Here is a 13,685-nt window from a genome sequence, read left to right as displayed (position 1 = left end):
CAGGAAATCCTCATCGGCGGCGTGAAATGGGCACTGGGCGATGTCCAGGCCGATGTGCCACCGAATCTCAAGGAAACCGCCCCCGGCGCGATGACCAATCCACCCTACGTCGCCCCACCGCCGCCAAAGCCAGCCAAAAAGTAGTCCAGTTGCGCCGCAACTGGTCCCTCTTATTCCATTCCAAACAAACTCCAGTTGCAGCGCAACTGGACTACTTTCACAGACCATGCCCAAGCCCCTTCAAGTCCTCATCTGGATCGCCATCTCCCTTCTCGGAGCAGGCTCCGTCGCATTCTCCGCACTGCACAAAGGTGAAACCATCAATGCCCTGTGGCTCGTCGTGGCGGGTTTGTGTTCATTTGCGGTCGCGTATCGCTTTTACAGCAAGTGGCTCATCACCAAAGTGCTCGTGCTCGACAAACATCGCGCACCTCCTTCGGTGACTCACAAGGACGGCAAGGACTTCGTTCCGACCAACAAGTGGGTCGTCTTCGGCCATCACTTCGCCGCCATCGCTGGCCCGGGCCCGCTCGTCGGCCCCGTGCTTGCGGCACAGTTTGGTTACCTGCCCGGCATGCTGTGGATCTTGATCGGTGCCACCCTCGGCGGCGGTGTGCATGATGCCATCGTCATGTTCGCCTCCATCCGTCGTGGCGGCAAATCGGTGGGCCAGATGCTCAAGGAAGAAGTGAACCCCGTGGTCGGTTTCGTGGCCATGGTTTCCGTCCTCGCCATCATGACCATCCTGCTCGCCGTGCTCGGCCTCGTGGTCGTGAAGGCGCTCGCAGAGAGCCCCTGGGGTCTGTTCACCATCGTCATGACCATCCCGCTGGCCTTCATCATGGGCTTTGGTCACACCATCTTCGGCGTCAGCGTGCGCAACATCACCATCTTCGGCATCATCGGCCTGCTCGTCAGCGTGTGGGCGGGCAGCAACCTCAAGGCCTGGGGCATCGAGCACTTCTTCGACTACAAAGGCGAGACCATCGCCTGGTCCATCATGATCTACGGCTTCGCCGCCTCCGTGCTCCCCGTGTGGATGCTCCTCGCCCCGCGCGACTACCTGAGCACCTTCATGAAGATCGGCACCGTGGCCGTCCTCGCCATCGTCGTCATCTGGGTCGCACCTGACTTGCAGATGCCCAAGCTCACCAAGTTCGTGGACGGCACCGGCCTCGTCTTCCTCGGCAGCGTGTTCCCGTTTGTCTTCATCACCATCGCTTGCGGTGCCATCTCCGGCTTCCACGCGCTCATCTCCTCCGGCACCACGCCCAAGCTGCTCGACAACGAAGCCGACATCCGCAGCGTCGCCTACGGCGCGATGATCACCGAGATGCTCGTCGCCCTCATGGCCCTCGTCGCCGCCTGCGCGCTGCAGCCCGGCGAATACTTCGCCATCAATGCCGGTATCAACAAAACCATGGCCCCAACCGAAGTCGTTGGAGTCATCTCCAATGCCGGATTCCCCGTCACCGTCGCAGGCATGGAAAAACTGGCCGCCGACATCGGCGAAAAGACCATGTTTGGCCGCGTCGGCGGCGCCCCCACCTTTGCGGTCGGCATGGCACAGATGTTCGCCCGCGCCTTTGGCCCTGCCTGGATGTCCTTCTGGTACCACTTCGCCATCATGTTTGAGGCGCTCTTCATTCTGACCACCATCGACGCCGGCACACGCGTGGGCCGCTTCATCCTGCAGGACTTCCTCGGCGGCATCTGGAAACCGCTGGGCAACACCCGCAGCCTCCCCGCCAACGTCTTCGCCAGCGCCTTGCTCGTCGCGGCTTGGGGTTACTTCCTCTATCAAGGCGTGGTTGATCCCCTTGGCGGCATCAACACCCTCTGGCCGCTCTTTGGCATCGCCAACCAGCTCCTCGCCGTCATCGCCTTCTGCCTCGGCACCACCATCCTCATCAAGATGGGCAAGGCCCGCTACCTCCTCGTCACGGTGATCCCTCTGGTTTTCCTCATGAGCGCCACCTTCGCCGCCGGCTACATCAAGCTCTTCGACCAAGACCCGCGCATGGGCTTCATCGCCGGTGCCAAAATGTATGGTGACAAACTCGCCAAGGGGGGCACTCCCGTCGAAATGAAAACCTGGGCCGCCCAGCAGTTCAACTTCAACGTCGACACCGGCGTCACCGCCTTCTTTCTCCTCGCCGTCGCCATCATCTTCTTCGGCTGCCTCGTCGAATGGATCAAGCTCCTCAGCGGCTCCAAGAAAGTCGTCCTCAACGAAGAACCCTACGTGGCGCTGCCGGAAGGGGCTTGATCTCATGAAGCTCTCCAGCCTGCTTCTCGCTGTTCTCCTTCTGCCGGCACAACTCCTGTCCGCAGATCTCCTGGAGATGCGCTATGCCCTGCCAACGGAACAACCTAGAGCGATCAAAGCCGCATGGGGTACGGAACCACTTTGGCTGGCACCAGATATCGTCATCAATCAGCGCCATGTACAAGAGGCCAAAGCTGCTGCAGATGAGAACAATCAAGGCTCATGGCTGGTCGTAGTGAAACTCACCGCTGAAGGGACCAAACGCTTCGATGATGAAGCTGCGAAGCATCAAGGGGACCAACTGGCGATTTTGGTGAATGGAAAAGTCGTTTCCGCACCGGTCATCCAAGCGTCCAAGTTCGGAGGAGTCCTTCAAATCTCTGGACTTTTAACGACGCAGAAAGAGGCGCAAGAACTGGCGACAGCACTCAGTTCGGGCCTGAAGAAGTAGTCATCCTTGAAGCACCCAGCAGCTGCCTGAGTAACATCTTCACTTCATCATCGCCGGAAGATCGCGTGAGCCGTGAAGCACCCGCCATATTTGCAGGCAGTCATTTCCCATGCGGTAAAAGATGAGATAATTGCGGAAGCCTTGTACCCGCCAGGATCGAAGACCTGCATGGGCGAACTCAGGCCGCGCACGACCACTCATAGGATTCTCCGCCAGGAACTCGAAGGAATCGTATGCGGACTCCAGAAAGCGGCGGGCGACTTCCTCATCATCCTGACGGATGTAACGATAGATGGCCTGCAAATCGCAGAACACATACTCGCTCTCATCGTATCTCACGGGCATCAGGCTGCGGCGATGATGCGTTGGATATTGGATCGATCCCCAGGGATAAAACGCCCTGCGGCCGCTTCATCAAGTCGCGTTTGAACATGGGGCGGTACCTCAGACTCTTCACTCATCCAGCGCAAAAACGCCTGACGCGCGACTTCATCTGCATCTTTGTAACCCTGAGCCAATTGGCGCTGAATGAAGGCTTCAATGGGCCCGGTAAGCGTGAGTTCCATGCTGTAATTGTTTAGGACCACATGCTCGATGTCAAGCTTCACCAAAGCCTCAAACCGCGTGTTTTTTTGATCGTCACGCGCTTTAGCCTTCGTATGAAGCGCCACATGATTTCCAAAAACGCCCTCCTCTCCGCCGCTGGTCTTGCGCTGGCTGTCACTTCATCAGCCGCTCCAACCGCGCCCGCGCCCACCGCCCCCAGCTGGCCTGAATTCCGTGGCGCAGCCGCTCAGGGCCACTCAGACGCCAAGAACCTCCCGCTGACGTGGAGCCCCACCTCGCACATCGCCTGGAAAACACCCGTCGCAGGCATTGGCTGGTCCTCCCCCGTGGTCGCGGGCACCCGCATTTTCCTCACTTCGGCAGTCTCTCTCAGCGGCAAGGAGGAGGCCACCGCCGACCGCTCTCTGCGCGTGATCTCGCTGGATGCCAGCAATGGCAAGCCCGTGTGGGACGTGGAGCTCTTCCAGGCCAAGTCCCCCCGCGCCCACCGCAAAAACAGCCACGCCAGCCCGACGCCGATCTTTGAAGACGGCAAGCTCTACATCCACTTCGGCCACCTCGGCACCGCCTGCCTGGACGCCCTCACCGGCAAGACGCTCTGGAGCACGCAGGAGTTTGCATACTCCCCCGTGCACGGCAATGGCAGCAGCCCCGTGCTGTTTGAAGACATCCTCATCTTCAATGCCGATGCCGAAACCGAGCCCAAGGTAATCGCGCTCGACAAAGCCACCGGCAAAGCCCGCTGGACCTTCGCCCGCCAGTCCGAAGCCAAAAAGAAATTCTCCTTCTGCACTCCGCTCATCATCGACGTGGCCGGCCAGAAACAGCTCATCACCCCCGGCAGCGGCGTGGTGAACGCGCTCAACCCCAAGGACGGCACCGAAATCTGGCACTTCAATTACGATCAGGGCTACTCCGTCGTCCCGCGCCCGATTTACGCGCATGGCATGATCTACCTCTCCAGCGGCTACGACAAACCCGTGCTCTACGCCATCAAAGTGGATGCCTCCTCCAAGGGCGATGTCACCGCCACCCACCTCGGTTGGACCATCGACAAAGCCGCCCCGCACAATCCCAGCATGGCCGTCATCGGCGATGAACTGTACTTTGTGGCCGACAACGGCATTCTCACCTGCGCCGATGCCAAGACCGGCGCCATCCACTACTCCGAACGCTGCACCGGCCCCATCTCCGCCTCCCTCCTCGCCGCTGACGGCAAACTCTACCTCCAGGATGAAAAAGGCCTCGGCATCGTCGTAAAGCCCGGCAAGACCTTCAGCATCCTCGCCACAAACGACCTCGGCGAACGCAGCCTCGCGTCTTATGCCGTGATCGGCTCAGATCTCCTGATCCGCACCGAGGGGAATCTGTACCGGATCAAGAAGTAATCGAAGAACTCCGCGCGGCTGCAAAAAGGCCCGTACGTTATACTGGTGAGCCGCATGCCCACCGACATCTTCCTGCCGCCATGCTCGAAGAACTGATCGGCCACATCATCCTTTTTGCCGTCCGAGTTGTGGATGGCATCTTGGGGCTGTTCGGAGTGCTGCGTGCAGGTTCGCGAACGCTGATGGAAAATTCGCGAGTGGGAGAATCACCCATGGAAGCCGAGTCGCGCCGATGGTGGGACCGGCTCGACAACCGCTGGTTCTGGCTCAGCCTGCTCCTCTTGGGCATCGCAGCAGCGCTCGGAGTGAGCCGGAATTGGTAGCAGGGTGTGTCGGCGGGATGACTCTTTTTGGGCACCCTTTCTGGCATTCAGGGCCCAGCAGAGCATTAAACAGCAAACTTTGATGCATCCAACCGGGTGAAACCCAAATTATCACCCAAAAATCGGCATTTTTAAACCCGCGAGCCGCTACCCAAGGCTAATTCACCCCCGAAAAGTCTATTTTTCGATTGTATTTTTCCAATTCACAACCATTCTCCCCCTCTAAATCGCAATTTTCACCCCAACCATCATGAGCCAGCAAAAAATGGACGGCGCGCAGGCGCTCATCAAAACCCTCGCAGATCTCGGCATCGAGTATGTCTTCGGCTACTCCGGTGGCGCAGCCATCCCGATCTTTGACGCTCTGCAGACCGTGAAGACGGACATGAAGTTCGTTCTCGTCCGCCACGAGCAGGGTGCCGTTCACATGGCTGACGGTTACGCCCGCGCCACTGGCAAGCCCGCCGTCGTTCTCGTCACCTCCGGCCCTGGCGCTGGCAACACCATCACCGGCCTCATGACCGCTCAGATGGACAGCGTTCCGATGATCGTCCTTTGCGGTCAGACCGTCAGCTGGATGCTGGGCAAGGACGCTTTCCAGGAAGCCGACATCTTCAACATCACGGCCCCGGTCGTGAAGCACAACTACCTGATCAAGAGCTCCAATTCCCTGCCCCGCATCGCCAAGGAGGCCTACCACATCGCCACCACCGGCCGTCCAGGTCCGGTTCTGATCGACATCCCCAAGGACTTCAGCCAAGGCCCCTTCACCGGCACGTTTGACGAGCCGATGGATCTCCCCGGCTATCATCCCGAAGAAAACTTCAAGATTGATCAGGCAGGTATCAAAGAAGCCGCCCGTTTGCTCGCAGGTGCCAAGCGCCCCGTGATCCTCGCCGGTCAGGGTGCCATGATCGCCCGTGCCGACAAAGAACTGCTCATGCTGGCTGAAACCCTCGGCTGCCCTGTCACCACGACCCTGCTCGGCAAAGGCGTCTTCCCGGAAACGCACCCGCTTTCCCTCGGCATGCTCGGCATGCACGGCACCGCCTATGCGAACAAGGCCATCGTCGAAGCCGACCTCATCTTCAACGTCGGCTCCCGCTTCGATGACCGCATCATCGGCAAGCCCACCATGTTTGGCCGCAACGCCAAGCTCATCCACATCGACATCGATGCGGCCGAGTTCCACAAGATGATCAAGGTGGACGTCACCATCAAGGGCGATGCCAAGGCCGCGCTCAGCGATCTCCTTCCCCTGGTCGAAAAACTGCCCACCGAAGACTGGCTCGCCACGCTGGACGGCTACAAGAAGAAGTTCCCCCTCTCTTACAAGAAGCAGGGCGGCCTCCGCATGCAGCAGGTCATTGATGAACTTTACACCCTCACCAAGGGCAAGGCCATCATCTCCACAGACGTCGGTCAGCACCAGATGTGGGCCGCGCAGTTCTACAAGAACGACGAGAGCTACCACTGGCTCAGCTCCGGCGGTGCCGGCACCATGGGCTTCGGCTTCCCTGCGGCCATCGGTGCGCAGCTCGCCTGTCCGGACAAGCTGGTGGTCTCCATCTCCGGCGACGGCGGCTTCCAGATGACCCTTTTTGAACTTGCCACCGCCGCCATCCACAAGCTGCCCATCAAGATCCTCATCCTGAACAACAGCTACCTCGGCATGGTCCGCCAGTGGCAGGAGCTCTTCTTCGAGAACCGCGAGAGCGGCGTTGATCTCATCGGCAACCCCGACTTCGTCAAACTCGGCGAAGCCTACGGCATCAAAGGTTGGCACATCCGCCGCCCCGCTGATGTGGAGCGCGTCCTGCAGCAGGCCCTCGACTACAACGACGGCCCCTGCATCATCGAAGCCGAGTGCATCAAAACGGAAAACGTCTTCCCAATGATCCCCGCCGGTGCCGCGCTCGAAGACATGATCACCGAAGCGCCGAAGCAGAAAATGGAAAAACCAACCGGTTCGACCTAATCACGTAAACGCACTCGTCAGAGTGCGGCGATGGCTCGATGAAATTCAACCGTATCATCCAAGGCGACGCCCTCGCGGAACTCAAAAAGCTCCCTGCGTCCGTCGCCCAAGCCATCATCGCCGATCCGCCTTACTTCAACGTTCTCGAAAATGAAGCCTGGGACACGCAATGGAAAACTGCCGCCGACTACCTCGCCTGGTGCGATGAGTGGGTGGCGGAATCCATGCGCGTCCTGCGCGATGACGGCCTCGCCTTCATCTTCGGCCAGCTAGGCAAACGCGAGCACACCTTCCTCCACCTCATGTCACGTCTCAGTCAGCAGCACCAGTTTCACGATCTCATCATCTGGGATCGTGCGGTGGGCTATGACGAACGCCGCGACAGCTTCACCCCGCAGTACGAGATGATCCTCGTCCTGCGCAAAAGCGACGACGTGAAGTTCAACAAGGACGCCGTGCGCATCCCGTATGATGCCGCCACCATCGACCTCTACCTCCGCGACAAGCGCTACAAAGACAAGGACGCCCGCCGCGCCCACCTCGAGAGCGGCAAGTTTGCCACGAACATTCTCCGCGTGCCCAGCCTGAAAGGCATCTCCAAAGAAAAGTGCGGCCACCCCTCGCAGAAGCCGCTCAACCTCATCGACAAACTCATCGCCTGCTCCACGAACGCCGGCGACCTCGTCATCGATCCCTTCCTCGGCTCCGGCACCACCGCAGCGGCGGCCAAGAAGCTCAAACGCAAATGGCTCGGCATCGAGAAAGACGCCAGCTACTTCAAGATCGCCAAGCGCCGCCTTTCCGCCAAAGCACCAATCACCAAACGTAAATCATCCATCCCATGAGCGAACGCATCCCCGCCACCACCGACAAAAAGCCAGCGCTGCAGGCTGACATCATCAACATCCACACGCTCAGCGTCATGGTGAACAACCAGCCCGGCGTCCTCGGCCGTATCTGCGCCGTGTTCAGCCGCCGTGGGTTCAACATCGAATCCCTCGTCGTCTCCCAGACGCGTGATCCGCGCTTCAGCCGCATGACCATCGGCATCAGCGGCCACCCGGAAGGCCTGAGCCAGATCATCCTTCAGGTGAGCAAGCTCATCGACGTCATTCACTGCATCGAGCACACCGACCGCGACGCCGTTTCCAAGGAAATGGTGCTCATCAAGGTCGCCGCCACCGCCGCAGAGCGCACCGAGATCCTCCAGATCATCGAGCACTACAACGGCAAGACCGTCGACCTTCAGGAAGACAGCCTCATCGCCCTGATCAGCGGCAACAGCGACAAGCTCGACGCGGCCGTCCGCCTGCTGACCAAGTTCGAGATCGTCGAAACCGTCCGCACCGGCAAAGTCGTCATGGCTCGCGGCCTGACTGAGACGTAATTGAAAAATGACGAAGCCCGAATGACGAATGGCGAATGATTCCTGACCCTCAGGAGTTATTTGATTCATTCGTCATTTTGCGTTCGTCATTCGTCATTTTTCCATGCGCATCCTGCACCTCACCCCCGGCACCGGCAATTTCCACTGCGGAAGCTGCCTGCGTGACCATGCGCTGATCAAGGCCCTGCGCGTGCGCGGCCATGATGCGCTCATGGCGCCGCTGTACCTGCCGCTGGTCACAGACCGTGAGTTTGGCTCGCAGGAGCTGCCCGTGCAGATCGGCGGCATCTCCTTGTTTTTGCAGCAGAAGTTCACCTGGTTTCACAAGCTCCCGCGCTTCTTCCATAAGTGGATCAACAAGCCCGACTTCCTCCGCAGAGCCTCCAAGCGCATGGGCATGACCAGCGCCAAAGTCCTCGGAGAAATGACTCTGGGCGCGCTGCTCGGCACCGATGGCCGCCAGTGGGGCGAGTGGCAGAAGCTCATCGCGTGGATTCGCACGCAGGGGAAGTTCGACGTCATCTCCTTTTCGAACAGCCTGCTCACCGGTCTGGCGCCCACACTTGAGAAGGAGCTGGGAGTTCCCATCGTCTGCTCCATGCAGGGTGAGGACAGCTTCCTCGACACACTGCCGGAGCCCTACCGCACCCAGTGCTGGGAGGCTATGCAGCGCAATGCACGCAGCATCCGTTATTTCATCGCCCCCAGCCGGTTCTATGCCGACCTCATGCGCGAGCGCCTCCATGCGAGCGCCGCACAGATGAAAGTGCTGCCAAACGGCATCGACACCACCGCCTTCACCACATCCTCCCCGGACCCGAACTGGCCGACGATCGGTTACTTTGCCCGCATGATCCACGGCAAGGGCCTCACCACCTTGGTGGATGCCTTCATCGACCTGGCCAAACGCGGCACCGTGCCGCGCGTAAAACTGCGCATCGGTGGAGCCAAAACCCCTGTCGATGAAAAGTGCGTGGCCGGACTCCAAAGCAAGATCAAGGCGGCCGGGCTGACCAACCGCGTGGAGTGGCACCCGAACGTCAGCTTCAAAGACAAGGTGCATTTCTTCCACGACCTCACCGTCTTCAGCGTACCCGCCACCTACGGCGAAGCCTTCGGGCTGTACGTCATTGAGGCAGTCTCCAGCGGCGTCCCCGTGGTGCAGCCTGACCATGGCGCCTTCCCCGAACTCATCGCCGCCACCGAAGGCGGCGTGCTCTGCAAGCCCGACGACGCCAAGGCGCTGGCAGACACCCTCGAAGCCCTGCTCAACGACGACGAACAGCGCGAGAAGCTCTCCAAAAACGGAATTTCCCGCGTCCGCCAGGAATTCAGCGCCACCCGCATGGCCGAGCGTTTCGAAGCCTTGCTCCAGGAAGCCGTGGCCGCAACCCAAGCCGAACATTGACCCTGCCCTTCTCCGCTCCAATGTTCGTCCGCCCATGACTTCCATCACCTTTGGCGAGGCCGTCCGGCGCTCGATTCAAAAAGACCCCCGCTACCACCCGGCCGCCTACGAACTGGTGCGCGATGCACTGCACATGGCCGCCAAAAAATTCCGCGATGAGAACGCCGAAGACCAGCACGTCAGCGGCCAGGAGCTGCTCGCAGGCTTCCGTGACTATGTGCTCCAGGAATATGGCCCCATGTCCACCATCATTCTCGATCAATGGGGCCTCCAGCGCGGCGAAGACGTGGGCAACATCGTCTACAACCTGATCGACTGCGGCTACTTCGGCAAAAATGACGGAGACAGTCTCGAAGACTTCTCTGGCGGCTACGAATTCGAGCTCGCCTTCACCACCCCTTTCCTCCCTGCCTCGCTGCGTGAAGAGCGCGAGAAAAAATCCTCATGAAAAAAGTTCTCGCCCGTGCTGCGTCTGCCAAATCAGGCGCTCTTTCCGTCCCCTCCCTGGATGCCAGCGTCACCACACTGCCCAATGGCCTGGAGGTCATCGTCCGGGAAGACCATGCCCACCCGCTCGTCAGCGTGCAGGTGTGGATCAAGGCCGGCAGCATGCATGAGGAGCAGCACACCGGCGCAGGCATCGCGCATTGCGTGGAGCACATGCTTTTCAAAGGCACGGAGAAGCGCAACCCGGCGCAGATTTCCCAGGGCATTCAGGCGCTGGGCGGCTACGTCAACGCCTACACCTCCTTCAACCGCACGGTGTACTGGATCGATGGCCTCGCCGAGCATGCGGGCGGCTATCTCGACATCCTCGCGGACATGATCCGCTATTCGAAATTCGATGCCGATGAACTCACACGCGAAAAAGAAGTCATCCGCCGTGAGATGGCCATGGACAACGACGACCCCGGCAGCACGATCCAGCATCTGATGCAGGCCACCGCCTTCCGCCAGCATCCGCTGCGCCACCCCATCATCGGTCATCGTGAAGTCTTCGATCAGATCACCCGTGCCGATGTGTACGGCTTTGTGCAGCGCCACTACGTGCCCAACAATGCCTTCATCGTCATCGCTGGCGATGTTGATACCGCCGCTGTGCTGGAAACCGTGCGCAGCTTCTTTGGCGACTGGCAGCGCCGCGCTTTTGATCCCGTTCTCCTGCCCGCTGAGCCGCCCCAGCATGGCAGCCGCTCCGCCGCCAAAAACTTCAGCACCGAACTCACGCGCATCGCCCTCGGCTGGCAGATCCCCGGAGAAAACCATGCGGACAAACCAGCCCTCGACGTGCTGGCCTTCCTGCTGGGCTCCGGCCGCAGCTCACGCCTCTACCAGGAACTGCGAGAGAAACGCAGCCTAGCCCATTACGTCTGGGCCGGTGCCTGGTGCGCCCCGGAAGTGGGCTTGTTTAACGTCGAGGCCGAATGCAATCCCGCCGATGCTGACAAGCTGAAGAAGGGCATGCTCGAAGTCATTGCCACCCTGCAAAAGGCCGGGCCAGGCCGCGCCGAACTCCAAAAGGCCGTGTGCGCCACGCTCAGCGGCCAGATGCGTACGCTGAGCACCGTCAAAGGCCAGGCAGGCAGCCTTGGCAACGGCTGGCTGCTCTCCGGCTCGCTCGACTACCAGCGCCAGTTCCTCAACGCCATCTCCGCACTCACGCCGGATGTCATCCGCGATGCCGCACGCCGCTACTTGACCCCTGAAGCCATGAGCACCGTGGTCGTGGGCGATGAGGTCGAGGCTGACACCAAGGCCAAATCCACCGCCGATTCCGCACGGCCAGACATCCAGCGTTTCAAACTCAAAAACGGCCTCATCCTTCTTGTGGGAGAGAATCCACGTCTGCCTCTCATCAGCGTCCGCACCAACTTCCTCGCCGGTGTTTTGGCAGAGACCGACCTCTCCGCCGGTGTCACGCAGATCTCCGCGCAGATGCTGCTCAAAGGCACCAAAAAGCGTGCGGCAGCGGAGATCGCTTCCGAACTCGAAAATCGCGGTGGCAGCCTCATCTGCTCTGCAGACGCGCACCGTTACATGATCGGTGCTGATGTCATGCGTGGAGATGAAGCTGACGCGCTCGACCTCGTGGCCGATCTCATCCTCAATCCCGCGCTGCCTCAGGCCCAGCTGGCTGAAGTGAAAAAGCGCCAGATCGCCAACATCCTCGAAGAGAAGGAAGACCCGCTCACCGTCGCCATGCGCAAAGCACGGCGTGAAATCTTCGCCGGCCAGCCCTTTCACCGCACTGCGCTCGGCACCGAGCAATCCGTGGCCGCTCTCAAGCTCACCGACTGCCGCGCCATGCTGCATGCCAGCTTTGCCACCGGCAACGGCGTCATCTCCGTCTTTGGCGATGTGAAGGCCGCCGTGGTGAAAGCGCAGGTGGAAAAAGCCTTCGCCAAACTGCCACGCGGCAACCGCCAGATCGCCATGGGACGTGAGTACCATGCCAGCGCCAAACCCGCCGCCTGGACCGAACATCTCGACAAGGAGCAGGCCGTCATCGTCGTCGGCTTCCGCACCGTCGGCCTTGAAGATCGCGACGTGCATGCGCTCAATCTCATTGATGAAGCCTGCAGCGACATGGGCAGCCGTTTGTTCAACCGCATCCGCGAAGAGCTCGGCCTCGCCTACTATGTCGGCGCACAAAACTTCGCCGCCATGGGTGCGGGTGCCTTCTACTTCTACGTCGGCACCGATCCCAAAAAAGTGAAGCTCGCCGAGAAGGAGCTCATGGCGCAGATCAATGACCTCGCCGACAACGGCCTGCATGCCGATGAGATTGATCGTGCACGTGTGACGTGGCGTTCCTCCTGGCTGCGTGCCCAGCAGGGCAACACCGCCATGGCGGACGTATGCGCTTGGAATGAAATCAACGGCCTCGGCTGGGATCATTTCCAAAAGCTCCCCGGCATCATGGCCGACATCAGCTCCAAGGAGATTCAGCGCGTCGCAGCAAAGTACTTCGGCGAGAAGAAAGCCTTCATCGTCCGCGTGCTGCCAAAGTAGCACAAGCCTCCGGCTTGTGCGCCTTTCAAAGCTTTCCATTCACATCCGCTGCATCATGTATGAGCCCTGGCTGTCTGCCAGCGCTCACGCAAATCTCCCCTTTGAATGTAGAGTCATGACCGCGTTCCGAAATTAATTTTTAATTTTCCAAACTTCCCCGCCAAACTTGGCCCGACGGCTGCTCTATCACTAACTCAGTTGGGGCGCGAGCTTCACAAACATTTCTCGGGTTCGCCTGAGAAAACACACAACGAGCTGGAGAGTCGCTTCATGGTTGGGACTCTCTGGTCACCTAAAGGCCCGGGAGAATTTTGGTTGGGTTCTCCCGGGCCGAGTTGTTTTCAGACACCGGCATCAATCGGCAGTGGGCCAGCAGCTCCACGTCGATGACTCACTTTGAGTTCTGTTTGCGATGCTGCCCCGCACTCCCAGGCCGGAAATTTGTTTTGATCAGCATAAACACGCAGGCTTGGCCCGACGGCTGCTTTACTCAAGACTCAGTTGGGGCGCAAGCTTCACAAACATTTCTCAGGTTCGCCTGGGGAAACACACAACGAGCTGGAGAGTCGCTTCATGGTTGGGGCTCTCTGGTCACCTAAAGGCCCGGGAGAATTTTGGTTGGGTTCTCCCGGGCCGAGTTGTTTTCAGGCGGCAAGACCTCCGCCGTCGGCAGAGAGCCGATTTTGACCATTGCAAATCAAGGGCTTCGTGGCTCATTCACCTCCCTACCAACCACTATGAAATCAATCGCACCGACTCTTGCCGCTCTCGTCATCTCGTTTGCTGGTCTGACCGGAACAACCTCTGCCCAAACCGTGAGTGACGCCAAACCAGTGAAAATCGTGATGGAGACCTCCAAAGGAACCATCGAACTCGAACTCGACGCCGCCAAGGCTCCCATT

12 protein-coding genes are annotated in these 13,685 nt (G+C 59.8%); 10 read left to right on the top strand and 2 right to left on the bottom strand.

The features are described 5' to 3' along the window. Positions 1 to 226 precede the first annotated feature (226 nt). Both ACIREA_RS13375 and ACIREA_RS13370 read left to right on the top strand, forming a co-directional pair. Positions 227 to 2,269, top strand: coding sequence for a carbon starvation CstA family protein (locus ACIREA_RS13375; protein WP_397382775.1), 2,043 nt, complete (start codon positions 227 to 229; stop codon positions 2,267 to 2,269). 4 nt (positions 2,270 to 2,273) lie between these two features. Then, the gene (locus ACIREA_RS13370; RefSeq protein WP_397382774.1) at positions 2,274 to 2,720 is read left to right on the top strand and encodes a SecDF P1 head subdomain-containing protein; all 447 of its coding nucleotides are present in this window, start codon (positions 2,274 to 2,276) and stop codon (positions 2,718 to 2,720) included. Between the two features lie 39 nt (positions 2,721 to 2,759). On the opposite strand, the gene ACIREA_RS13365 is transcribed toward ACIREA_RS13370, so the two are convergent. Both ACIREA_RS13365 and ACIREA_RS13360 read right to left on the bottom strand, forming a co-directional pair. Next, positions 2,760 to 3,065, bottom strand: a complete 306-nt coding sequence (locus ACIREA_RS13365; RefSeq protein ID WP_397382773.1) for a type II toxin-antitoxin system RelE/ParE family toxin — start codon at positions 3,063 to 3,065, stop codon at positions 2,760 to 2,762. Then, positions 3,065 to 3,391 (bottom strand): hypothetical protein, encoded by a 327-nt coding sequence (locus ACIREA_RS13360; RefSeq protein WP_397382772.1) that lies wholly within the window; start codon positions 3,389 to 3,391, stop codon positions 3,065 to 3,067. The genes ACIREA_RS13365 and ACIREA_RS13360 overlap by 1 nt, the downstream gene beginning before the upstream one ends. Here ACIREA_RS13360 and ACIREA_RS13355 point away from each other — a divergent pair, their 5' ends adjacent. The 8 genes from ACIREA_RS13355 (at position 3,392) to ACIREA_RS13320 (ending at position 12,783) form a co-directional block, all read left to right on the top strand. Then, complete coding sequence (locus ACIREA_RS13355; RefSeq protein WP_397382771.1) at positions 3,392 to 4,675, top strand: PQQ-binding-like beta-propeller repeat protein; 1,284 nt, start codon at positions 3,392 to 3,394, stop codon at positions 4,673 to 4,675. An 80-nt stretch (positions 4,676 to 4,755) separates the two neighbouring features. Then, the gene (locus tag ACIREA_RS13350) at positions 4,756 to 4,998 is read left to right on the top strand and encodes a hypothetical protein (RefSeq protein ID WP_397382770.1); all 243 of its coding nucleotides are present in this window, start codon (positions 4,756 to 4,758) and stop codon (positions 4,996 to 4,998) included. A gap of 250 nt (positions 4,999 to 5,248) precedes the next feature. Then, a complete protein-coding gene (gene ilvB / locus ACIREA_RS13345; protein WP_397382769.1) occupies positions 5,249 to 6,976 on the top strand; it encodes a biosynthetic-type acetolactate synthase large subunit in 1,728 nt (575 codons plus the stop codon). Positions 6,977 to 7,014: 38 nt separating this feature from the next. Further along, positions 7,015 to 7,821 (top strand): DNA-methyltransferase, encoded by an 807-nt coding sequence (locus tag ACIREA_RS13340; protein WP_397382768.1) that lies wholly within the window; start codon positions 7,015 to 7,017, stop codon positions 7,819 to 7,821. Continuing rightward, complete coding sequence (gene ilvN, locus ACIREA_RS13335) at positions 7,818 to 8,363, top strand: acetolactate synthase small subunit (RefSeq protein WP_397382767.1); 546 nt, start codon at positions 7,818 to 7,820, stop codon at positions 8,361 to 8,363. The genes ACIREA_RS13340 and ilvN overlap by 4 nt, the downstream gene beginning before the upstream one ends. A gap of 103 nt (positions 8,364 to 8,466) precedes the next feature. Continuing rightward, complete coding sequence (locus ACIREA_RS13330; protein WP_397382766.1) at positions 8,467 to 9,771, top strand: glycosyltransferase family 4 protein; 1,305 nt, start codon at positions 8,467 to 8,469, stop codon at positions 9,769 to 9,771. Positions 9,772 to 9,805: 34 nt separating this feature from the next. Continuing rightward, positions 9,806 to 10,219 (top strand): Minf_1886 family protein, encoded by a 414-nt coding sequence (locus tag ACIREA_RS13325; protein WP_397382765.1) that lies wholly within the window; start codon positions 9,806 to 9,808, stop codon positions 10,217 to 10,219. Next, entirely contained in the window at positions 10,216 to 12,783 is a 2,568-nt protein-coding gene (locus tag ACIREA_RS13320; RefSeq protein ID WP_397382764.1) for a M16 family metallopeptidase, read from the top strand. The genes ACIREA_RS13325 and ACIREA_RS13320 overlap by 4 nt, the downstream gene beginning before the upstream one ends. The last annotated feature ends 902 nt before the right edge of the window (positions 12,784 to 13,685 follow it).

The organism is Prosthecobacter sp., assembly GCF_044373815.1.
GTDB lineage: Bacteria > Verrucomicrobiota > Verrucomicrobiia > Verrucomicrobiales > Verrucomicrobiaceae > Prosthecobacter.
This window is presented reverse-complemented; position numbering and strand designations above follow the sequence as displayed.